The organism is Pseudomonas sp. JL23, from assembly GCF_056933585.1.
In genome coordinates, this window is the sequence record NZ_CM167795.1 from 3,841,854 (window position 1) to 3,865,457 (window position 23,604).

General features: G+C 60.2%; 17 protein-coding genes. 12 read left to right on the top strand and 5 right to left on the bottom strand.

Annotated elements, in window-relative coordinates:
* Positions 1–257 precede the first annotated feature (257 nt).
* From AC1Z24_RS17875 to AC1Z24_RS17915, 9 genes are all read left to right on the top strand, one after another.
* Positions 258–1,343 (top strand): 3-deoxy-7-phosphoheptulonate synthase, encoded by a 1,086-nt coding sequence (locus AC1Z24_RS17875; RefSeq protein ID WP_483741995.1) that lies wholly within the window; start codon positions 258–260, stop codon positions 1,341–1,343.
* A 76-nt stretch (positions 1,344–1,419) separates the two neighbouring features.
* Positions 1,420–1,701 carry a peptidylprolyl isomerase gene (locus AC1Z24_RS17880; RefSeq protein ID WP_039758565.1) on the top strand — a complete coding sequence of 94 codons (282 nt, stop codon included), beginning with the start codon at positions 1,420–1,422 and terminating at the stop codon, positions 1,699–1,701.
* Positions 1,702–2,026: 325 nt separating this feature from the next.
* Positions 2,027–3,895: an extracellular solute-binding protein gene (locus AC1Z24_RS17885; RefSeq protein ID WP_483741996.1), complete on the top strand. Its 1,869-nt coding sequence runs from the start codon at positions 2,027–2,029 to the stop codon at positions 3,893–3,895.
* Complete coding sequence (locus AC1Z24_RS17890; RefSeq protein ID WP_483741997.1) at positions 3,895–4,959, top strand: microcin C ABC transporter permease YejB; 1,065 nt, start codon at positions 3,895–3,897, stop codon at positions 4,957–4,959. Before AC1Z24_RS17885 ends, AC1Z24_RS17890 begins: the two co-directional genes overlap by 1 nt.
* Positions 4,959–5,981 carry an ABC transporter permease gene (locus tag AC1Z24_RS17895; protein WP_259102996.1) on the top strand — a complete coding sequence of 341 codons (1,023 nt, stop codon included), beginning with the start codon at positions 4,959–4,961 and terminating at the stop codon, positions 5,979–5,981. The genes AC1Z24_RS17890 and AC1Z24_RS17895 overlap by 1 nt, the downstream gene beginning before the upstream one ends.
* Positions 5,982–5,993: 12 nt before the next feature.
* Positions 5,994–7,586, top strand: coding sequence for an ABC transporter ATP-binding protein (locus AC1Z24_RS17900; protein WP_483741998.1), 1,593 nt, complete (start codon positions 5,994–5,996; stop codon positions 7,584–7,586).
* A gap of 35 nt (positions 7,587–7,621) precedes the next feature.
* Positions 7,622–9,031, top strand: a complete 1,410-nt coding sequence (locus AC1Z24_RS17905) for a sigma-54 interaction domain-containing protein (RefSeq protein WP_483741999.1) — start codon at positions 7,622–7,624, stop codon at positions 9,029–9,031.
* 298 nt (positions 9,032–9,329) lie between these two features.
* Complete coding sequence (locus tag AC1Z24_RS17910; protein WP_483742000.1) at positions 9,330–10,721, top strand: GntP family permease; 1,392 nt, start codon at positions 9,330–9,332, stop codon at positions 10,719–10,721.
* Between the two features lie 10 nt (positions 10,722–10,731).
* A complete protein-coding gene (locus AC1Z24_RS17915) occupies positions 10,732–11,502 on the top strand; it encodes a 3-hydroxybutyrate dehydrogenase (protein ID WP_483742001.1) in 771 nt (256 codons plus the stop codon).
* 156 nt (positions 11,503–11,658) lie between these two features.
* On the opposite strand, the gene AC1Z24_RS17920 is transcribed toward AC1Z24_RS17915, so the two are convergent.
* Positions 11,659–12,828, bottom strand: a complete 1,170-nt coding sequence (locus AC1Z24_RS17920) for a PilT/PilU family type 4a pilus ATPase (RefSeq protein ID WP_483742002.1) — start codon at positions 12,826–12,828, stop codon at positions 11,659–11,661.
* A 114-nt stretch (positions 12,829–12,942) separates the two neighbouring features.
* Here AC1Z24_RS17920 and AC1Z24_RS17925 point away from each other — a divergent pair, with 114 nt between their 5' ends.
* Positions 12,943–13,218 carry a peptidylprolyl isomerase gene (locus tag AC1Z24_RS17925; RefSeq protein WP_037009819.1) on the top strand — a complete coding sequence of 92 codons (276 nt, stop codon included), beginning with the start codon at positions 12,943–12,945 and terminating at the stop codon, positions 13,216–13,218.
* Between the two features lie 71 nt (positions 13,219–13,289).
* Here AC1Z24_RS17925 and AC1Z24_RS17930 read toward each other — a convergent pair whose 3' ends face one another.
* Entirely contained in the window at positions 13,290–14,915 is a 1,626-nt protein-coding gene (locus AC1Z24_RS17930) for a methyl-accepting chemotaxis protein (protein ID WP_483742003.1), read from the bottom strand.
* Between the two features lie 613 nt (positions 14,916–15,528).
* Here AC1Z24_RS17930 and AC1Z24_RS17935 point away from each other — a divergent pair.
* Positions 15,529–15,783, top strand: coding sequence for a DUF1652 domain-containing protein (locus AC1Z24_RS17935; protein ID WP_259103022.1), 255 nt, complete (start codon positions 15,529–15,531; stop codon positions 15,781–15,783).
* A gap of 25 nt (positions 15,784–15,808) precedes the next feature.
* Here AC1Z24_RS17935 and AC1Z24_RS17940 read toward each other — a convergent pair whose 3' ends face one another.
* The gene (locus AC1Z24_RS17940) at positions 15,809–18,247 is read right to left on the bottom strand and encodes a UvrD-helicase domain-containing protein (protein WP_483746660.1); all 2,439 of its coding nucleotides are present in this window, start codon (positions 18,245–18,247) and stop codon (positions 15,809–15,811) included.
* 408 nt (positions 18,248–18,655) lie between these two features.
* On the opposite strand from AC1Z24_RS17940, the gene AC1Z24_RS17945 reads away from it, so the two are divergent.
* Positions 18,656–19,351 carry a pirin family protein gene (locus AC1Z24_RS17945; RefSeq protein ID WP_483742004.1) on the top strand — a complete coding sequence of 232 codons (696 nt, stop codon included), beginning with the start codon at positions 18,656–18,658 and terminating at the stop codon, positions 19,349–19,351.
* A 191-nt stretch (positions 19,352–19,542) separates the two neighbouring features.
* On the opposite strand, the gene pgm is transcribed toward AC1Z24_RS17945, so the two are convergent.
* Together pgm and AC1Z24_RS17955 are read right to left on the bottom strand one after the other, a co-directional pair.
* A complete protein-coding gene (pgm, locus tag AC1Z24_RS17950) occupies positions 19,543–21,189 on the bottom strand; it encodes a phosphoglucomutase (alpha-D-glucose-1,6-bisphosphate-dependent) (RefSeq protein ID WP_483742005.1) in 1,647 nt (548 codons plus the stop codon).
* Between the two features lie 133 nt (positions 21,190–21,322).
* On the bottom strand, positions 21,323–23,593 hold the full coding sequence (locus tag AC1Z24_RS17955) for an ATP-dependent DNA helicase (protein WP_483742006.1): 2,271 nt from the start codon (positions 23,591–23,593) through the stop codon (positions 21,323–21,325).
* Positions 23,594–23,604: the final 11 nt, after the last annotated feature.

Below are 23,604 nucleotides of genomic sequence, written 5' to 3' on the forward strand. Positions count from 1 at the left end.
CCGGGGGTTTTGTTTTTTCAGGCTCCCGAAAAACGCATTGAACTGAATCGAATCGAGGATCACGACATGAACTACGCCACTTATTACCGCAACGACATCAGCTACGCCTGGCGATTTAGCAGCCTCCGTTCGGGCCAACCAGCCGCCTCCGATCGGTCACTGCCAGGTGGCAACTCACTTACAGCCAATGTGGCCAATTGTCGAACACCCCAGTAGGGCCTGAGCGGGAAGCACCCGCCAGCCCAGGAAGCCAGAACATGAATTCGTCCGTCGCCGTAAAACCATCGTCCGATCTGTCCGCGCACAACGTCACTTTGCTCGACAGCCTGCCGGCCCCGCAACGCCTGCCCAGCACCTTGCAACTCAAGACCCAACTGCCCCTGGATGCCGCTCTGAGCGAGCAAGTCGCCGCCCATCGCCGCGCCGTACGCGCCATCCTCAACGGTGAAGACTCCCGTCTGTTGGTCGTCGTCGGCCCCTGTTCCATCCATGATCCGCAATCGGCCCTTGAATACGCCGACCGCCTGGCCGAACTGGCCGCCGAGGTCAGCGACCAGATGCTTCTGGTCATGCGCGCCTACATTGAAAAACCTCGCACCACCGTAGGCTGGAAAGGCCTGGCTTACGATCCGCAGCTCGATGGCAGCGATGACATGGTCGGCGGCCTGACCCTGTCCCGCCAATTGATGCGCGAAATGCTCCGTCGCGGCCTGCCGATTGCGACCGAACTGCTGCAACCCATGGCGGCCGGCTACTTCGATGACCTGCTCAGCTGGGTCGCCATCGGCGCCCGCACCACCGAATCGCAGATCCACCGGGAAATGGCCAGCGGCCTGGCCATGCCGGTCGGCTTCAAGAATGGCACCGACGGCGGCGTCAGCGTGGCCAGTGACGCCATGCGCTCTGCGGCTCACCCGCACCGGCATTTCGGCGTTGACCGCCAGGGGCATCCGGCGATCATCGAAACATCTGGTAACCCGGACACCCATATTGTCCTGCGCGGCGGCCATAGCGGCCCGAACTACGACCGCCAGAGCGTTGCCCAGGTGCGTGCCGGGCTGGAAAAGCATCGTATTGCCTCGCGGATCATGGTCGATTGCAGCCACGCCAACAGCGGCAAAGACCCGCTGCGCCAGCCCCATGTTTTCAATGAAGTGCTGGCCCAGCGTCTCGAAGGTGACAACTCGTTGATCGGCATGATGCTGGAAAGCCATCTGTTCGAAGGCTGCCAGCCATTGAGCAATTCCTTGCAATACGGCGTTTCGGTGACCGATGGTTGCCTGGGCTGGGAAAGCACGGAACAGCTGCTGCGCGAGGCCGTGGACAAGCTGCGCTACAGATAATCCATGCACTTAAAACAGGAAAAGCCTGCCCTTATCCGGTAGGCTGTTTCTTTTTTTTGATAAGGAGATTTTTCCCATGGCTAAAGCTACTGCCCGCCACATCCTCGTTTCCTCGGAAGACAAGTGCAACGAGCTCAAGGCACAGATCGAAGGCGGCGCTGATTTTGCCGAGGTTGCCAAGGCAAACTCCAGCTGCCCGTCCAGCCGTCAGGGCGGCGACCTGGGTTCGTTCGGTCCGGGCCAGATGGTCAAGGAATTCGACACCGTGGTCTTCAGCGCGCCGATCAACGTCGTGCAAGGCCCGGTCAAGACCCAGTTCGGTTATCACCTGCTGGAAGTGACCAGCCGTCAGGACTGATCCACGGCCTGGCAACAGTGAAACACCCACAAACGGCTCGCCTTCAGGCGGGCCGTTTGCATTTGCGCGGCAGTATTTGCGGGTCCGGAACGATTCAGGCAAGCAAATTGCTGAGAATTGCCCAATTCGCTGTTTGTGCTACTGCCAGGACCCTGCCATCTTGATGCTCCATCATCCACACGCAGCATGCGGTTACAAATGTACCCAGCTTCCGGTACCTTGGCAGCACAGGTAATGACAACCACACATTGGCAGTCGCAAAGCGTTTCTTTATTGGCCCCATACCCCTGATACCCGCGTACGGCTATCAGTCAGGATTCGAGTAATGCGTTTTGTTTTTTCATCGCTGATCGCTGTAACACTGACTCTGGCTTCGGCTTTTCAATCCTTGTCTGCCGCACCGCAACATGCTCTGACCGTCTACGGTGAAGCACCACGCTACCCTGCGGACTTCAAGCACTTCGATTACGTGAACCCCGATGCGCCAAAAGGCGGCACGATGCGTCGTTCGGCACAGGAAATCGGTCAGTTCGACCACCTGATGCCCTATACCGACAAAGGCACCGGCGTGGCCCAGATCAGCGGCATGGTCTATTCGCCTCTGGCGGTGCGCTCCCTCGATGAGCCCTACACAGTCTACGGTCTGGTCGCCGAGAAAATGGAACGCGGTGCCGATGGCCTGTCCCTGCGCTTCTATATCAATCCCAAGGCGCGCTTTGCCGACGGTACACCCATCACCGCCGAAGACGTGCGCTACACCTACGATCTGCTGATGACTCAGGGCAGCATGCAGTACCGCACCGAGTTCGAGGCTGTGAAGAACGTCGAAGTCGAATCGCCCTCGCAGATCCGCTTTGATTTCAAGAACAGCGAGAACCGCACCCTGCCCCTGGACCTGGCGTCCTTGCCGGTATTTCCTGAGCACTGGTGGAAAACCCGTGACTTTGCCGGCGGTGGCGGATTCGAGATTCCCCTGGGCAGCGGCCCGTACAAGGTGGCCAAGGTCGATCCCGGCCGCACCATCACCTTTGCCCGCGACCCGGACTGGTGGGGCAAGGACCTGCCGGTCAACCGCGGCTTCTATAATTTCAACGAATTCAGCGTCGAGTACTTCGGCGATACCGACGTCGCCCGCCAGTTGCTCAAGGGCGGCGCCTACGACTACAACCGCGAATACTCGGCCACCGGCTATTCGATTCGCTACGACGGCCCGGCCCTGAGCGAAGGCAAGTTACAAAAGGCCCATCTGGCCAAGGGCGCGGTGCAAAGCTCCCAAGGCTTCGTGTTCAACCTCGATCGTCCGATGTTTCAGGACCGTCGCGTGCGCGAAGCCCTGTCTTTGCTGTGGGACTTCGAATGGACCAACCGGCAGATGATGCGCAATATGTACATCCGCCAGAACAGCTACTTCTCCAACTCGCCACTGGCCGCCAGCGAACTGCCGACTCCCGCCGAACTGGCGATCCTCGAACCCCTGCGTGGCAGCGTGCCGCCCGAGGTGTTCACCAAGGTGTTCCATATTTCCAAGACCGACGGCAGCGGCCTGATTCGCGGCAAACAGTTACAAGCCCTGGGCCTGTTAGAAGAAGCCGGCTGGATGCCCAAGGGCGATGAACTGGTCAACGACAAAGGCGAAGCACTGAGCTTTACCTTCCTCAACGGTCAGGCCGGTTTTGAACGCCTGCTGCTGCCTTACAAGCGTTCACTGGCGCAGATCGGCATCCATTTCGACATTCGCCGCATCGACGCCGCGCAATACCTGAACCGGGTCATGGCCCGAGACTACGACATGATCGTCACCGGCTACTCGGTGTCGTCCTCCCCCGGCTCTGAGCTGTTCAATAATTTCGGCTCGAAAGTCGCCCGCGATCCCGGCTCCAGCAATTACATGGTCTTGCAGGACCCGGCCGTGGATAGCCTGATCAGTGGCCTGGTCAAGGCCGACAACAAGAACGAGATGGTCAACTACGCCCATTGCCTGGATCGCGTACTGCAATGGGGCTACTACTGGATTCCCAATTACTACCCGCCCGGCTCCTCGACCGTATGGTGGAACCGATTCGGCATTCCGAAGATCCAGGCCGCCAATGGCGAGGCCATCGACACCTGGTGGGAGGTCAGCCCGACCCCGCTGACCAATGAAGAGTTCGCCGCCAGGCGCGGCGCTTCGGCCCTTGTTTCGGAGATGCAGTGATGCTCGGTTATCTATTGCGCAGGCTGCTGCTGATCATCCCTACCCTGCTGGCCATCCTGCTGGTCAACTTTTTTATCGTCCAGGCTGCACCCGGCGGCCCTGTGGAGCAGGCCATTGCACGTATGCAAGGGATTGGCGGGACCATGGCCCCCGGCGCCGCACCGGCCGAGTCCATGAACACCCAGTCCCGCGCCTCACGCGGCCTGGACCCCAAGCTGATCAAGGAAATCGAGCACCAGTACGGCTTCGACAAGCCCCTGCACGAACGTCTGTGGCTGATGTTGAAGAACTATGCGCAACTGGATTTCGGTAACAGCTTCTTCCGCGGCGCCAAGGTCACTGACCTGATCAAGCAGAAAATGCCAGTGTCCATCTCCCTCGGGCTATGGGCCACCCTGCTCACTTATCTTGTGTCGATCCCGCTGGGGATCCGCAAGGCGGTCAAGCACGGCAGCCATTTCGATATCTGGAGCAGCACGGCAATCATCATCGGCTATGCCATGCCCGCCTTCCTGTTCGCCATGCTGCTGATCGTGGTCTTTGCCGGTGGCACCTGGCTGAACTGGTTTCCGGTGCGCGGGCTGGTCTCGGAAAACTTCGACACCCTGTCCACCACCGGCAAGGTCGCCGACTATTTCTGGCATCTGGTGCTGCCGGTTTCGGCCCTGGTGATCGGTGGTTTCGCCACCCTGACCATCCTGACCAAGAACTCCTTTCTCAATGAAATCACCCGCCAGTACGTCGTCACCGCTCGAGCAAAGGGCATGACCGAGCGCCGGGTGCTGTATGGCCATGTGTTCCGCAACGCCATGTTGCTGGTGGTTTCCGGGATTCCCCAGGCCTTTATCAGCGTGTTCTTCGCCGGTTCGCTGCTGATCGAAGTGATTTTTTCCCTCGATGGACTTGGCCGCATGAGCTACGAAGCCGCCGTTTCCAGGGACTATCCCGTGGTGTTCGGTTCGCTGTTTATCTTCACTCTGTTCGGCCTGCTGATAAAACTGGTTGGCGATATCTGTTACACCCTGGTCGACCCGCGAATCGACTTCAGCGCGAGGAACGCCTGATGTCCGAATTGTCTCCGCTGGCCCGTCGCCGCTTTGAACGCTTTCGCAATAACCGCCGTGGCTGGTGGTCGCTGTGGCTGTTCTGCATCCTGTTTGTACTGAGCCTGGGCGGTGAGTTGATCGCCAATGACAAGCCCCTGGTGGTGAGTTACCACGGCTCCCTGTACTTCCCGGCGCTCAAGCGATATACCGAGCAGGAATTCGGCGGCCAACTGCCCTTTCAGCCCGACTACCGCAGCGACTACGTGCACCAATTGATCACCAAGGACGGCGGCTGGATGCTGTTCCCGCCGATTCCATTCAGTGACGACACGCCCAACTACGACCTCTCCGGCCCGGCGCCAAGCCCACCCACCACCACCAACTGGCTGGGCACCGACGATCAGGCCCGCGACGTGCTGGCCCGGGTGATCTTCGGTGCGCGGGTGTCGATCCTGTTCGCCCTGGCCCTGACCGCAATCAGCGCCCTGATCGGTATCGCCGCCGGGGCTCTGCAAGGTTATTACGGTGGCTGGGTCGACCTGATAGGCCAACGTTTGCTGGAGGTCTGGTCCGGATTGCCGGTGCTCTACCTGCTGATCATTCTCTCGGGCTTCGTCGAACCGAACTTCTGGTGGCTGCTGGGCATCATGGCGCTGTTCTCCTGGCTGGCTCTGGTCGACGTGGTACGCGCCGAGTTCCTGCGAGGCCGCAACCTGGAATACGTCAAGGCCGCCCGGGCCCTGGGCCTGGATGACCGCAAGGTAATCCTGCGGCACATCCTGCCCAACGCCATGAACGCGACCCTGAGCTACCTGCCGTTTATCCTTACCGGCGCCATTTCCACCCTCACTGCCCTGGATTTCCTTGGCTTCGGCATGCCTGCGGGCAGCGCGTCCCTGGGTGAATTGATCGGCCAGGGCAAACAGAACCTGCAGGCGCCCTGGTTGGGCCTGACCGCGTTCTTCACCCTGGCGCTGATCCTGTCGCTGCTGGTTTTCATTGGCGAGGCGCTCCGTGACGCCTTTGATCCGAGGTCCTGAATGTCGGACGACATGAACGAAAACGCAGAAAACCTGATCGAGATCCGCAACCTCAGCGTGGCCTTCAGCGGGCAGACCGTGGTCAAGGACCTGTGTCTGGACATCCGCGCCGGTGAATGCCTGGCCCTGGTTGGCGAGTCCGGCTCCGGCAAGTCGGTGACAGCCCATTCGATCCTGCAACTGCTGCCCCAGAACGGCACCGTCAGCACCGGCAGCATCCGCTATCGCGACCAGCAACTGCTGGGAGCCGATGCCCGGACCCTCCGTCAGTTGCGTGGCAACCGCATTGCAATGATCTTTCAGGAGCCAATGACCTCCCTGAACCCGCTGCACACGGTGTCCAAGCAGATCGGCGAAACCTTGCTGCTGCACCGCGGCCTGAGCGGCAAGGCAGCGCAGAAGCGCATCATCGAGCTGCTCGAACTGGTGGGCATCCAGCATCCGCAGAAACGTCTCAAGGCTTACCCTCATGAGCTGTCCGGCGGCCAGCGGCAACGGGTGATGATCGCAATGGCCCTGGCCTGCGAGCCTGAACTGTTGATCGCCGATGAGCCGACCACGGCCCTGGACGTCACCGTGCAGCGCAAGATCCTGCTGCTGCTCAAGGAACTGCAACAGCGCCTTAACATGTCCCTGCTGCTGATCAGCCATGACCTCAACCTGGTGCACAGCGTGGCGCAGCGAGTCTGCGTGATGCGCGCCGGGGAAATCGTCGAGCAGTCCAATTGCCATCTGCTCTTCAAACAGCCGCAACACCCCTACAGCCGCCTGTTGCTGGACGCCGAACCGGCGGGCGAACCGCTGCCAAGGGACAGCCGCGAGAAGGTTCTGGAAGTGGACAATCTGCGGGTCTGGTTCTCCATGGGCGGCGGCATCCTGCGGCGGCACAAGGAATACCTCAAGGCCGTCGACGACATCAGCCTGAGCATCGAACGCGGCAAAACCCTGGGCATCGTCGGCGAATCCGGCTCCGGTAAATCGACACTTGGTCAGGCAATCCTGCGCCTGCTGGCCTCGCGTGGCAGTATTCGCTTTCAGGGTCAGCCTCTGGACTGCCTCAATCAGAAGCAGATGCGGCCCTGGCGCAAGCAGATGCAAGTGGTGTTTCAGGACCCTTACGGCAGCCTCAGCCCACGCATGTCCGTGGCGCAAATCATCAGCGAAGGTCTGGAAGTGCATAGCCAGCTGACACCGGGGCAGTGCGAGATCGAGGTGATTCGCGTCCTCGAGGAAGTCGGCATCGACCCGCAAAGCCGTCACCGTTATCCCCATGAATTCTCCGGGGGCCAGCGCCAGCGGATTGCCATTGCCCGTGCCCTGGTGCTCAAACCGGCGCTGATCCTGCTGGACGAGCCGACCTCGGCCCTGGATCGCACCGTACAGAAACAAGTCGTAGCGCTTTTGCGTCAGCTTCAGGAAAAGCACGGCCTGACGTACCTGTTTATCAGCCATGACCTGGCGGTAGTCCGCGCCCTGGCCCACGACCTGATCGTGGTCAAGGACGGTAAAGTGGTTGAACGCGGTGCCAGTCACGACGTCTTCGACTCACCGCAACACCCCTACACCAAGGAGCTGCTGGCCGCCGCGCATCCGGGTTTCAACTAGCCCGGGGGACCTGACGCCAGGTAACGGAAGACCTTATGAACGACGACAACCTCAAGGACTATCGCCGGGTACGGCAGCTGGCGATACGTTCATTGTTCGAGATCATCGAGCAATCCAGCGAAGGCACGGTCATCGTCGACAAGGACGCACGGATTGTCTGGATCAACGAGCGCTATGCCCGGCGCTTCGGCCTGCAAGATGCTTCTCTGGCGGTGGGCCAGCCCTGTGAAAAGGTCATTCCCGGCAGCCTGCTGCGTCAGGTGGTGAACGAAGGCCGGCCGATCCTGCTGGACATGATGGACACCGCCAAGGACCCGCTGGTGGTCATGCGTCTGCCGATCCAGGACGCTGCCGGCGCGGTGATCGGTGCCATCGGCTTTGCCCTGTTCGATGAGCTGCACGCCCTGTCACCGCTGCTCAAGCGCTTCCAGAGCATGCAACAGGAACTGGCCTCGACCCGTTCCCTGCTGCGTGCCCGCCAGGCCAAGTACAGCTTTGCGCACTTTATCGGTACCAGTGCTGCCAGCCTGGAGGTCAAGCGCCGGGCCCGCCGCAGTGCGAGCGCCGAGTCGCCGGTGTTGCTGCTCGGTGAAACCGGCACCGGCAAGGAATTGCTCGCCCACGCCATTCACAGCGCCTCGCCCCGTGCGCACAGGGCGTTTGTCAGCATCAACAGCGCAGCCATCCCGGAAGCGCTGCTTGAGGCTGAGTTCTTCGGCACCGCCCCCGGCGCCTTTACCGGTGCCGAGCGCAAGGCCAGGCCAGGCAAATTGCAACTGGCCCAGGGCGGTACGTTGTTCCTCGATGAAATCGGCGACATGCCCCTGCCCCTGCAAAGCAAATTGCTGCGGGTCTTGCAGGAAAAGGAATACGAGGCCGTAGGCTCCAATGAACTGGTACAGAGCGATATACGGGTGATCGCCGCCACCTCCATTGATCTGCAAGCAGCCATCAAGCGCGGCGCGTTCCGTGCCGACCTGTATTACCGCTTGAGTGTCCTGCCGATCCAGGTGCCGCCCCTGCGCGAACGCCTGGAGGATTTGCCCGCCCTCAGCGAAGCCATTCTCGAAGAACTGCGCAGCCAGCATGAGTTGCATCCCGCCGCCTTGGCCCTGCTGGCGCAGCATGCCTGGCCGGGCAACATCCGCGAACTGCGCAATGTTCTGGAACGGGCCGCGCTGCTCAGCGACGAGCCGATACTTGATGTGCGCGCCATCCGCACTGCCATCGGCCACCTGAGCCCGCTGGCGGCATCGCCGGACCAGGCCATACCGCAGAGCTTCGAGACCTTCAGCCAGGCCCGGCAACGCTTCGACCGGCAATTGATCGAAGCCACGTTGCTGCAATGCGCGGGAAATGTCGGCCAGGCCGCCAGCCAGCTCGGGCTGGGCCGCTCGACGTTGTACAAGAAGATGGCGGCGCTGGGGATGGCGGAATCTCAATAAAGAGACTCGAGTCTATAAGTTGAGACAGTGCTTCTGCGGCGTCCCGTAGTTGTAGGAGCGCGGCTTGCCCGCGAAGACATTGGTACATCCTCTTGATTTTTGGAGCCTGATCCACCCCTTCGCGGGCAAGCCACGCTCCCACAGGGCTCGTGCAAGTCTCTATTTTGAGATATTTTTTTAGCGATCAACAATATTCCGTTAAAAATCAATCAGTTAACGACCTGGCACAAAACCCGCTATACCCAGTGTGCGGTCTACCCGCGACCCAAAAACAATAACAACACTGGAGATATCCCCGATGAGTGTCATCATCGCCCTGGCAGCCCTGGCCCTGCTCATGCTGGCGGCCTACCGTGGTTACAGCGTCATCCTGTTTGCCCCCATCGCCGCTCTCGGCGCGGTCCTGTTGACCGACCCGGCCGCTGTCGCCCCCGCGTTTACCGGGGTGTTCATGGACAAGATGGTCGGCTTCATCAAGCTGTACTTTCCTGTGTTCCTGCTCGGCGCCGTGTTCGGCAAGCTGATCGAGCTGTCCGGCTTTTCCCGCTCCATCGTTGCTGCGGCCATCCGCCTGCTCGGCACTCGCCAGGCAATGCTGGTGATCGTGCTGGTCTGTGCGTTGCTGACCTACGGCGGCGTGTCGCTGTTTGTCGTGGTCTTTGCGGTCTACCCCTTTGCTGCCGAGATGTTCCGTCAGAGCGATATCCCCAAGCGCCTGATCCCGGCGACCATCGCCCTGGGCGCATTTTCCTTCACCATGGACGCCCTGCCCGGCACCCCGCAGATCCAGAACATCATCCCCACCACCTTCTTCAACACCACGGCCTGGGCCGCGCCTTGGCTGGGTCTGATCGGCACGCTGTTCGTGGTCTGTGCCGGTTTGCTGTACCTGCAGCGTCAGCGCAACAAAGCCCAGCGCGCTGGCGAGGGGTATGGCACCGAGCTGCGCAACGAGCCGGAAACCGCCGAAGACATCAAGCTGCCCAACCCGTGGATAGCACTGTCGCCGCTGGTGCTGGTCGGGGTCATGAACCTGTTGTTCACCCAGTGGATTCCCCAATGGTACGGCAAGACCCACACCCTGGCCCTGCCAGGCATGGCGGCGCCGATTCAGACCGAAGTCGGTAAGGTCACGGCGATCTGGGCCGTGGAAGCAGCGTTGCTGGTGGGGATCCTGATGGTGCTGGCCTTCGGCTTCTCGGCCATCCGCAGCAAGCTTGCCGAGGGCACCAAGAGCGCGGTCGGCGGTGCACTGCTGGCGGCGATGAATACCGCCTCGGAATACGGTTTCGGCGCGGTCATCGCGTCCCTGCCGGGCTTTCTGGTACTGGCCGATGCGCTGAAAAGCATTCCCAACCCGCTGGTCAACGAAGCAATCACCGTCACCTTGCTGGCCGGGATCACCGGTTCCGCGTCCGGCGGCATGAGCATTGCCCTGGCGGCCATGTCCGATAGCTTCATCAGCGCCGCCCACGCAGCCAATATCCCCATGGAGGTGCTGCACCGGGTCGCCGCCATGGCCAGCGGCGGCATGGACACCCTGCCGCACAACGGCGCGGTGATCACTCTGCTGGCCGTCACCGGCCTGACCCACCGCGAGGCTTACCGCGACATTTTCAGCATCACCATCATCAAGACCCTGGCCGTTTTCGTGGTCATCGGCACCTTCTACGCCACCGGCATTGTTTGAGGAACTGCATATGAGTCTGCACGGCAAAACCGCACTGGTTACCGGCTCCACCAGCGGCATCGGCCTGGGCATTGCCCTGAGCCTGGCCAAGGCCGGCGCCAACCTGATTCTCAACGGCTTTGGTGATGCTTCGGCGGCACTGGCGCAAGTCCAGGCCTTCGGCGTCAAGGCCGGTCATCATGCAGCGGATGTCAGCAAGGCCGAGCAGATTGCCGAGATGATCGCCTACGCCGAACGCGAGTTCGGCGGCGTGGATATTCTGGTCAATAACGCCGGTATCCAGCATGTCGACGCGGTCGAGGACTTCCCCGTGGAGCGCTGGGATTCGATCATCGCCATCAATCTGTCCTCGGTGTTCCACAGCACGCGTCTTTGCCTGCCCGGCATGCGCAGCAAGAACTGGGGACGGATCATCAACATCGCCTCGGTGCACGGCCTCGTGGGCTCTACGGGTAAGGCCGCCTATGTCGCGGCCAAGCACGGGGTCATCGGCTTGACCAAAGTAGTCGGCCTGGAAACCGCGACCACACCCATCACTTGCAACGCCATCTGCCCCGGCTGGGTGCTGACCCCGCTGGTGCAGCAACAGATCGACGCCCGAGGCGCGGCCACAGGGGATCTGGAACAAGCGAAAAATGAATTGCTGGCCGAGAAGCAACCGTCACTGGAGTTTGTTACGCCTTCACAACTAGGCGAACTGGTGCTGTTTCTCGCCAGCGAAGCCGGCAGCCAGGTACGCGGCGCGGCGTGGAATGTGGATGGGGGGTGGTTGGCGCGGTGATAGGTGTACGTCGTTGGAGCGAGGCTTGCCCGCCAATGCCTTGACGCATTGAGTCAGGCATACCGCGTCGCTAATTTCGCGGGCAAGCCTCGCTCCAACGGCACAACGATTGTCGAGCGGAGCCGGATTCCAACTCAGAATGGATGAACAGCTTGACTACCGCTCCAACCCATCATTCTCACCCACCAATCCCCAATCCGCTGAATTGATATTGGTCGCCCCACGGGGCGCTCGCGGCGCGGCGCTCATGGTCGGTTTCACCCCGCCTTCGGTGTGCAGTTTCAGGCGCAGGCGTACGTTGTTGGCCGAGTCGGCGTTCTTCAGAGCCTCTTCCTCACTGATCGCGCCCTCGACCACCAGGTCGAACAGCGCACTGTCAAAGGTCTGCATGCCCATGATCGACGACTTCTCCATCAATGCCTTGAGCTCGCCGAATTCGTTACGCTGAATGAAGTCGCGCACCGTCGGCGTGCCCATCATCACTTCCACGGCAGCCCGGCGCGACCCGTCATGGGTCTTGACCAGCCGCTGCGAGACGAAAGCCTTGAGGTTGTTGCCCAGGTCATGCAGCAACTGCGGGCGGCGCTCTTCCGGGAAGAAGTTGATGATGCGGTCCAGCGCCTGGTTGGCATTGTTGGCGTGCAAGGTGGAAATCGCCAGGTGACCGGTGTCGGCGAACGCCAGCGCGTGTTCCATGGTTTCCCGGTCACGGATCTCGCCGATCAGGATCACATCCGGCGCCTGGCGCAGGGTGTTTTTCAATGCCGCATGGAAACTGCGGGTATCCACGCCGACTTCGCGCTGATTGATGATGGATTTCTTGTGCCGATGGATATATTCCACCGGGTCCTCGATGGTGATGATGTGGCCGCTGGCGTGACGGTTGCGGTAGTCGATCAGCGACGCCAGGGAGGTCGACTTACCCGAACCGGTGGCGCCGACGAACAGCACCAGACCGTGCTTTTCCATGATCACATCAAGCAGGATCGGTGGCAGGTGCAGGTCTTCGAAGCGGGGAATATCCAGCTTGATATTGCGCGCGACAATCGACACTTCGTTGCGCTGCATGAAGATATTGATGCGGAACCGGCCGATACCGGCCAGGGACACGGCCAGGTTCATTTCCAGCTCGCGGTGGAACTCGGCCCGCTGCTCTTCATCCATCAGGTTATCGGCAACGATGGCCACTTCACCGGGCTTGAGCTTGTCAGTGCCGACCGGGCGCAGAACGCCGTTGAACTTCGCACAGGGCGGTGCGCCGGTGGAAAGATAGAGGTCCGATCCATCCTGGCTGGCCAGAACCTTCAATAACGCCGGAAAATCCATAAACAACACCACAGAGATAAATGAGAAAGTCTTTGATCGCTACACTACCCACGGACGCGCCTCGGCGTGACATCCGGCATAATGGCAGCCTTTTTTGACTGGCGATATTACGAAATGAAAGCCCAGGCTAGACACATTCTGGTGAAGACCGCCGAAGAGGCGGAACAGCTCAAGCAACGCATCGCCAAAGGTGAGGCCTTCGACGTGCTGGCAAAAAAATACTCCACCTGTCCGTCCGGCAAGCGCGGCGGCGATCTGGGTGAAGTCCGACCCGGCCAGATGGTGGGCGCCATCGATCAGGTGATTTTCAAAAAGCCCCTGCGCACGGTCCATGGGCCGGTCAAAAGCAAGTTTGGCTATCACCTGGTTCAGGTTTTTTATCGGGATTGATGTGCACCCTGTGGGACCGGCTTCAGCCGGGAACGCGTCTTCCCGGCTGAAGCCGGTCCCACAGGCCTGAATCAAATCACGAACTTCGACACCATCACGTTGAGATCCACCGCCAGGCGCGAAAGCTCATGGCTGGCTGCACTGGTCTGGTTGGCTCCCGCCGCCGACTGCGCCGCCAGATCACGGATATTGACCAGGTTGCGGTCTACCTCGCGAGACACCTGAGCCTGCTCCTCAGAGGCGCTGGCGATGACCAGGTTACGTTCGTTGATCTGGGAAATCGCGTCGGTAATCTGCTCCAGTGCTTCACCGGCGGCCCGGGCCAGGGACAGAGTGGCCTGGGTGCGCTGGGTGCTGCTGGCCATGGAGTCCACCGCCCCACCGGTGCCGGTCTGGATGCCGGCGACCATCTGTTCGATTTCCCGGGTCGATTGCGCCGTGCGATGAGCCAGGGCGCGTACTTCGTCCGCTACCACGGCAAAGCCGCGGCCCGCCTCGCCTGCCCGCGCAGCCTCAATGGCCGCGTTCAGGGCCAGCAGGTTGGTCTGCTCGGCGATAGAGCGAATCACGTCCAGTACCTTGCCGATGTCCCGGCCTTGTGCCGCCAGGCCTTCCACAAGCCCGGAGGTCGCGTGGATATCCTGAGCCATGGACTGAATCGACTTGACCGTCTCAAGCACCTTGTCGCGGCCCTGACGGGCAGTCTGATTGGATTGTTGCGACGCTTCGGAAGTCGATACCGCGTTACGCGCCACCTCCTCGACCGCTGCGGTCATTTCATTGACCGCCGTGGCCGCCTGCTCGATTTCATCGTTCTGCTGTTGCAGACCGCGTGATGACTCTTCCGTCACCGCGCTGAGCTCAGTGGCCGCGGACGCCAGTTGCGTGGCCGAACCGGAGATCTGCTCAATGGTCCGGCGCAGATTGCCTTGCATGACCGTCAGCGCAGCGAGCAGACGCGCAGGCTCATCACCACCGTCCACTTCAATGGGGCGGGTCAGGTTGCCTTCGGAAATCGCCTGGGCGGCGTGCAATGCACGCTCCAGCGGCACGACAATGCTGCGGGTGAGAATCCATGCCAGCAGCACAGTCAGCAACACCGCCAGAGCGCAAACGCCGATAATCGCCAGATTGGCGCGATCATAGTTGCCCCCGGCTACAGCGGACGCCTGTTTGGCGCCGTCCTTATTAATGGCAACAAGTTTATTAAGTTGTTCGCCGAGCAAGTCGGTGTGTTCTTTGAGACGCGTATTGATTAGAGTTCGCATTTCCTCAAGCTTGTCCTGATGGGACAAATCCAGGACCTGTTGCTGAATCAACAAATAGCTTTTCAGGGTCGCATCGAATTGAAGGGTGAGTTGTTTTTCCTCACCATCGGAAGGCAAGGCCTCATAACTTTCCGTGGCCTTCTGCAACTTGCCGATCAACTCACGAATGCGCTCATCGGTTTGCCGAAGGGCTTCGGGCTCGCGATTGATCAGTGTGCGGAAAGCAGTAATGCGCAGACGCAAGGCGTTCTCGGTCATGTCCCCGAGAAAACCGATGCTGGGCAGCATGTTGGTTTCCATATCGGTGGTGGCCTGGCGGATGACGGACATCCGGTTGACCGCAAAAACCCCCAGTGCAATCACCAGCAAGGCAATGAAGGCAAACCCCAGGAATGCACGCGGCGCGATATTCATATTGCGTATCGACATGGCATCGGTCTCTTCAAAAATTCAGTAGAGAGCATCCGTGCAACAACCAGAGTGGAGGACCTCAAGGCCCTTTCGATCATGCGAGCGCGACCATTAACAGAGTCCCCGGCGCTGTAATAACTTTATCGGTCATTCTTCCAACTTCCTCCAGTCAAAATATAAATATATTTTCTGACGCCAATTTTATTCCGACAACACCCTGTAACACGCATTAATGCTTAGGCAGTGATTAGTTCAACACCCTACAGTTGGCAAGTCGCCAAACAGGCGCGCAAACGATCAACCTGGAAAAATCCCTCTGCCCCCCCCCCCGCAAAGCCGTTGGCGAAGCGCCATCTCGCCCTTAAAAATCAAAGCATCTTTACCCTGCCGATTAAATAACCGACAGGAATATAGGAGTTGATGCACGTCAAAAAATGAGAATTTTTTCCATTGAACTCAGGGAATTCTTTCTGATATACCTTTTCCGGTGCTACGTTTAGTTTCCATCCGGTCTGATCAGATTCGCACTTTGGCCAAAGGCCAGGTGGGGTGTCTGGCAGATCGCGCCTTTCGTTATTGGAGCTCGTAAATTGTTCGATTGAATTCAGAAGGTGGGCCCATGAATAGAGCCATGAGTAAAGTCACGTTCCCCAACGCCTGTCAGCTGATGCGCTGGTATTTCCATCCGGTGGGCTTCGAGGCCAACATGGATGCTCCCAGTAGCATGGTGGCGCGACTTTTTGATCGCGCCAGCGGCGAGACCCTCATAGCCATCGCCGGCCTGCCCTGTTCAACCGTAATGAATGCCTCCGACGTCGAAGTCATAATCGAAGCCATAGAGGCCGAACTGGAACTCTTCCCTTCCCAAAGCGCCCGACTCTCCTGAACCATCGGGCTCACCCATATGGGCGTCAGGCGACGCCCTTATTACTCACGCTACTGCGCAAGTCCTCGAAAAACGCCCTGTCCGTCGCTACCCGGTCCGAAGCCTTGGCCACGTTCGCCGCGTCGCCGCCTGCGCTATCGATAAACCAGTAGCAATGACGTACCGCACGGGTAATCGCGACGTAGGCCAGACGCAGGACTTCATCCTGCTGCGCCTTGTCGTAGGGCTCAGCCTCCCCAGCATCGCCCAGCCCGGCCAGACGATAGACCTGATTCTTGTAGGGCGAGCGCGTCAGGTGCTGACAGTCACCGAGCAGGAACACGGCATCGGCCTGCAAGCCCTTGGAACTGTGATAGCTCAATTGTTTGAAGCGCCGCAGCCCGGGCGCCTGCCCCTGGTCGAAGTCGATCAGCGCCTGCAACTCTGGGCTGAACGAAGCCTTCTCGCTGTTCTTGCGATACAGCAACAGGATGGAATCGCCGTCGTGGTAATGCTCTAGCACGCGCTGGCTTAGCACCTGATCATCCCGATCCAGCACCGTGACCGGCAGCAGTTCCTGTGCAGCGCCCGCCGCCTTGGCTTTTTTCCCGGCAATGGCCGGCGCCGCGCGGACGATATGCTCGGCAGCATCGATGATGTGCTGATGACTGCGGTAGTTGTCGCTGAGCATGACCCTGGTCGTGGCCGGGGAGGAAAACGCCTTGGGGAACTCCATGAAGTATTTCGGCGAGCTGCCGCGCCAGCCGTAGATCGACTGCCAGTCGTCGCCCACACACAGCAGCGACGAGCGCTGCGCCGTACGCCCTACGTGCATGGCCGGACCACGACTACGGATTTCCCGCAGGCTGGCGCGCAGCCATGAGACGATCTGCGGTGACACGTCCTGGAACTCGTCGATCATCAAATGGGCCAGCGGACGCAATACCTCATTGCTCACCAGTTTGAGGTTCTCCGGCGTGTTTTCACCGAACAGGGCGAACATGCGGTTATAGGTCATCACCGGCGGGGACTGATCCAGCAGGTGATCCTCGAACGCTTTCCAGAACAGGCTCAGGGCCTCAAAGAAAAACCGGTCGGGGTCGTCACTGGCAAAACTCATTTCGGCGACGGCTGCCGGTACATCCAGACCGAGGTTCTCGATAAAGCTGGCGGCGGCGACAAAACAGTCAAGCAAGGGCGCGGCACTCAGTTCGCCCTTGAGCTTGTAATCGAACCCAGGCCCGGCCACCGCCTGTTCGGCCAGCGCGGCGGGCAGGCGCTTGATATCTTGATACTTATCCAACCATATCAATGGTTTATCGCAGAAAGCTTGAAAAAGGGTACGCTTTATCACCCATTCTGCCCAGACCGGCAATTTAGCTCCGGAACGCTTCATTTGCTGATCTTCAGTACCATCAAAACCCAACACAACCCAGGCATCCAGCTCTTCCAGATAGCCATGAACACAGAATGAAAATCCATTTATTTCAAATACTTGACGCTTAGACTTAATGCCTTTTATCGGCCAACAACCCGCACGGAACCACAGGTCTTCGACGATATCGCACAACTCCTCATCCCGTTTCGAGGATAGCTCGGTGACCGCCATGCGCTTCTGCACATCAGGGTGGTCCCTTTCCAGGGCCTTGAGCTGTAAGGCATGGCGATACAGGGGCAGCATGACTTCGCGAAAACGCTGGTTTTGCGCGTACAGATCCCGATAGCACAGATTCATCTGCTGGCGCTGGGCGTCGTTGATACGCAGGTCGAATGGATTGCTATCAGCGAGCGCTTCGTTGTTGCTACCGAGGTTCTCGAAGGCCCGCAGTTGGGCGAAACCCGGCAGGCTGCGCACTACAGGCAGGATGCGCGAATGGAAGGTCCTGACCAGCTCACGAGCCTGACGCGGGTCCAGGCTATGCCCCCACAGGGCCATCACTTCGATCAGCTTGTTGATGAAGTCCCGACGTGACTCACGGGTAAAGGTCACCACCGTCATGGAGCCCAGTTCGAACCCCAGATAGTGATGCAGCAGCATGATGCGCAGCACCAGCGAGGTCGACTTGCCCGCACCCGCCCCGGCGATCACATAGGTAGACGGCGTATCGCTGAAGATCATCTTCCATTGCGCGACACTGGGCTGCGCGTGAGGTGGCAGCTTGAGCGCAACGTCGGCCTTGATCTGCTTGCGCAACTCCGGGGTCAGGGCCAGCCGCCAGTCGTCGAACAGGTGATCGTCGACTTTGGGCCCGCGATGTACGTCCGGCCGGGTATCGCGAATCAGCAACACCTGGCGCCCCTCCTCGATGCCATCCCGGCGCCCCTCGGCATACCCCTCGTCCATGCCTTCCAGATGACCATCGAGATAGCCATCGGCACGCCCCTGACGCCAGGACGGTACGTGTTGGGCGCGCAGGCCATTGAGGCCGCGCCCGACCAACCGGGCCAGCAGGCGTTTGAACAGCGGCAGGCGCTGGGGCGGGATCAATTCGGGTTCCAGCAAGGACGATGAATCAGGCGGGGTATCGACAGGCACGCAGGCTCCGGAAATGGCTCAAGGGCGAAGGGTGCCTATGGTCGCCTCATTTGCCAATGAGCTCCAGCTAAATGCTTGATTGTCAGGGCGTTAGCGGGTTCCAACGCCCCTCCCTTGAATGCGTTGGAGCGAGGCTTGCCCGCGAATCGGGTGATGCGGTGGGTCAGATGCACCGCGTTATCGTTATCCGCGGGCAAGCCTCGCTCCAACGAGGAATCCTTTAAAACATCTAATATATCGATTGTTATCAAGCATAATTTACTCTTTTATTAGATCAATAACCGCCGCAAAATGGCTCTATCAACCACGTTCAGCAGGCCCCGGACACCCTCCGGCAGCCCTGCTCTGGAGGCCACAATGCTGCAATTACGACCTTTCAATTCTCTGGGCGGCGCCAACCACGGCTGGCTGAACGCTCATCACCACTTCTCGTTCGCCGAGTACTACGATCCACAACGCATGAGCTGGGGCAACCTGCGGGTATGGAACGACGATGTGATCCAGGCCGGCACCGGGTTCCCGAAACACCCGCACCGCGACATGGAAATCATCACCTACGTTCGTGAAGGCGCCATCACCCATGAAGACAACCTGGGCAACAAAGGCCGTACCGAGGCTGGCGATGTGCAAGTCATGAGCGCGGGCACCGGTATCGCCCACAGCGAGTACAACCTGGAAAACGAAGCGACCAAGATCTTCCAGATCTGGATCATGCCCGACGAAACCGGCGCACCGCCGTCCTGGGGTGCCAAGCCATTTCCCAAGGATAGTCGTGAAGGCTTCGTGACCCTGGCCAGCGGCAAGCAAGGTGATGATCAGACCCTGCGGATCCGCGCCAACGCTCGCCTGGTGGCTGCAAACCTTAAAGCCGGGGAAAGCGCCGAGTACCATCTGGATGCGGGTCGCCGCGCTTATCTGGTGCCTGCCACCGGCGTCATTGAGGTCAATGGTGTGACGGCTAATGCCCGTGACGGTGTGGCTGTCCAGGACGAGCGCGTGCTGCGGGTAACCGCGATCAACGACAGTGAAATCGTCTTGGTCGACGTGGCCTGAGGCCTGTAAAGAAATGTGGGACCGGCTTTAGCCGGGAAGGCGTCGGATGAAGGCAACACAAATCAGGTGCCTTTAATGACTTCTTCCCGGCTAAAGCCGGTCCCACAATATTGCGCTGAATCTATTCATGCGGACGGTATGAGAATTGGTGGAGTCGGCTGCAGCCGGCCCCGTGCAATCAACCGCACAGCTTATTTCGGCGCAATCGCCCCATCCACCAACACCTGCGCCTCAGCCACCAGGCGCTTGAGGTGGTCATCACTGACAAAGCTCTCGGCGTAGATCTTGTAGATATCCTCGGTGCCCGATGGCCGCGCAGCAAACCAGCCGTTGGCGGTCATCACTTTCAGACCGCCAATGGCCTGATCGTTGCCCGGCGCATGACTGAGGATGCTCTGGATCGGCTCCCCCGCCAGCTCAGTGGAGGTCACTTGCTCCGGCGACAACTTGCTCAGCAGCGCTTTCTGCGCCGGGCTCGCCTTGGCATCGACCCGTATCGAGCGCGGCTCACCCAGTTCCTCAGTCAGTGCGTTGTAGATCTCGCTCGGATCACGGCCTTTGCGCGCGGTGATTTCAGCAGCCAGCAGCGCTGGAATCAGCCCGTCCTTGTCAGTGGTCCAGACCGAACCGTCCTTGCGCAGGAACGAAGCCCCGGCGCTCTCCTCACCGCCAAAGCCCAGCGAACCTTCGAACAGGCCTTGAGCGAAGTACTTGAAGCCCACCGGCACTTCGTACAGGCGACGACCCAAGCGCGCGGCCACACGGTCGATCAGACCGCTGCTGACCACCGTCTTGCCCACGGCGGCATCGGCGCGCCATTGCGGACGATTCTGGAACAGATAATCGATGGACACTGCCAGGTAGTTGTTCGGCGCCAGCAGGCCACCGGTCGGGGTGACGATGCCGTGGCGATCGTGGTCCGGGTCACAGGCGAAAGCCACCTGAAAGCGGTCTTTGAGGCCGATAAGGCCCTGCATGGCGTGGCTGGAGGACGGATCCATGCGGATGCGGCCGTCCCAGTCGACGGTCATGAAGCGGAACGTCGGGTCGACGAACTTGTTCACCACTTCAAGATTGAGCTTGTAGTGCTCGGCGATGGCCGACCAATAATTAACCCCCGCCCCACCCAGTGGGTCCACGCCCAGACGCAGACCGGCGCCGCGAATGGCATCCATATCGATGACATTTTCCAGGTCAGCGACATAGGTATTGAGGTAGTCGTGGCGATGGGTAGTGTCGGCACGCAGGGCCTGTTCGTAGCTGACGCGCTGCACACCCGCCAGTTTCGCCGCCAACAGCTCGTTGGCCTTGGTTTCGATCCACTTGGTGACGTCACTTTCGGCCGGGCCACCGTTAGGCGGGTTGTACTTGAAGCCGCCGCTTTCCGGCGGGTTGTGCGACGGCGTGATCAGGATGCCGTCAGCCAGGCCCTTGGTGCGGCCCCGGTTGTAGCAAATGATCGCGTGGGACACCGCAGGCGTCGGGGTGTATTCGTCGTTCTCGGCGATCATCACCTGTACGCCATTGGCGGCCAGCACTTCCAGCGCACTGGCACTGGCCGGGGTCGACAAGGCATGAGTATCGGCGCCGAGGAACAGCGGGCCGTCGATGCCATTGGCCTGGCGATACAGGCAGATGGCCTGAGTGATGGCCAGTACATGCCATTCGTTGAAGCCCAAATCGAAGGAGGTGCCGCGATGACCAGAGGTGCCGAAAGCTACGCGCTGGGTCGCCACCGAGGCGTCAGGCTGGCCGGTGTAATAGGCCGTCACCAGTCGCGGAATATCGACCAGCAATTGTGCCGGAGCCAGCTTGCCGGCGAGTGGACTGAGACTCATACGAAACCTCCATGGACAGACAGGGAAATTTAAATAGGCAGTGTAGGAAAAGTAGCCACAAACGTGATGGGCGACAGTTTACTGGCAGTTTGACCACCCTGCTCGCCTATCGATCCCTAAACCCTTGAGTCTTTTAGAGCTGCCACCAGGCCGGTAACAGGTTGAGCACCTTACGCTCAGCAAACCGATCATCGATCAGCATGACCACACCGCGATCCTGCTGCGTACGAATCACCCTGCCTGCTGCCTGCACCACTTTCTGCACGCCGGGGAACAGATAGGTGTAGTCATAACCGGCGGCGCCATAGAGCGCAGTCATGCGCTGCTTGAGCTGTTCGTTGACCGGATTGAACTGGGCCAGGCCCAACGTGGCGATAAAGGCCCCGATCAGCCGCGCCCCCGGCAAATCGATCCCTTCGCCGAAAGCCCCACCCAAAACAGCAAAACCAATGCCCTGACTCTGCGGCGTGAAGCGTTCAAGAAAGGCCTGACGCTCGCCCTCGCTCATGCCCCGGGCCTGGGACCACAACGGCAGCTGCGGATGGTCGCACTGCATCAGCTCAAAGACCTGTTGCAGGTAATCGAAGCTGCTGAAGAACGCCAGGTAGTTGCCCGGTCGCGCCTGGAACTGCTCGGCCATCAGCTCGACGATGGGCGCCAGGGACGCCTGGCGGTGGGTATAGCGCGTCGAGATGCGGCTGATGATCTGCACATCCAGCTGTTGCCGATTGAACGGTGACTCGACGTCGATCCACGCAGTGTCGGCAGGCAGACCGAGCAGATCAGCATAATAGTGGCGCGGGCTGAGGGTCGCGGAAAACAGCACGGTACTGCGCGCCGCCTTCAGTCGCGGGCCGATAAAGGCTGCTGGCACTACGTTGCGCAGACAGAGCCGCGACAGCTCGCGTCGGCCCGCGTCGCGCTTGCTGATATCGAAAATGAAGTGCTCGTCGAACAGCTCGGCGATGCGCATGAACTGAATCAGCTCAAAATAGAAACTCTGCAGCGGCCCTTCCAGCGCCAGGGGATGGTCGTTGAAGTAATCGCCCAGGGCGGTAACGCACTGGCTCAGGCTATTGATGAACTTGTCCGGTGGCGTGGCATAGGCCTGATAGTCCGGTATCTGGTCCTTGTGCAAGCTGTTCCATGCCCGGTGCAGCTTCTGCAGGGGCTTTTTCAGTGGTTCCACAGCGCTGTCGCGCAAATTGTCGAGGCTGCGCTGGTCAAGGCTGGCGCTGTACATCTGCCGGCAGCGTTCGACCATGTTGTGCGCCTCGTCTACCAGCGTCGCCACCCGCCACTGGTTGAGCTGGGCAAGGCCGAAGAGCAAGGCACTCAAATCGAAGTAATAGTTGTAATCGGCGATGACCACATCGGCCCAGCGCGCCATTTCCTGACTGAGGTAGTACGGGCAGACCTCATGCTGCAAAGCGACGTCCCGCAGCCCGGCCTGATCCAGCCAGGGCGCATTGACCGCCGCCTGCCGCGCCGCCGGCAAGCGATCATAGAAGCCTCTGGCAAGAGGGCACGACTGGCCGTGACAGGCCTTGTCCGGATGCTCGCAGGCCTTGTCCCGCGCCACCAGTTCCAACACGCGTACCGGCAGTTGCGGGTCGCGCTCGCGCAACACCTCAAGCGCATCCAGAGCCAGCTTGCGCCCCGGCGTCTTGGCGGTGAGAAAGATAACCTTGTCCAGTTGCCGGGTCGGCATCGCCTTGAGCATGGGAAACAGTGTGCCCAGGGTCTTGCCGATGCCAGTGGGCGCCTGGGCCATCAGGCAACGGCCGCTGCTGACCGCCTTGTACACCGTCTCGGCGAGGCTGCGCTGGCCGTGGCGGAACTCGGCATGAGGAAATTTCAGTGTGCTCAGTAGCTGATTGCGCTGTCCGACGTGGGCCATTTCCTGACGGGCCCAATCAAGAAAGACCTCGCACTGGGCGTCGAAGAACACCCGCAGCGACTCGGCATCGTGGCGCTCGCGCAGCACGGTTTCCTTTTCGCTGACGATATTGAAATACACCAGGGCCAGGGTCACATCGGCACGTTGCTCGCGCTGGCATAACAGCCAGCCGTAGACCTTCAATTGCGCCCAGTGCAACTGTCGATGATTGGCCGGGATCGCATCGAAATCGCCACGATAAGTCTTCACCTCCTCCAGTTGATGGCTCTCGGGATCGTAGCCATCAGCGCGGCCCTTGACCTGCAACTCCCGGTACTGGCCTTGCAGAGTCACCTCGGCCTGATAGGCAACATTGCGCCGGGAAGCCACCGTGCGATGCCCGGCGATGCCTTCCTGGGCTGTGGGAGCGGGGGTGAAACGCAGATCCAGATCGCCGGTCTTGGCGGTGAACTCGCACAAGGCGCGCACCGCGACCCGATAAACAGCTGCCTCGACTGTCGGCACAGGAGCCGGCT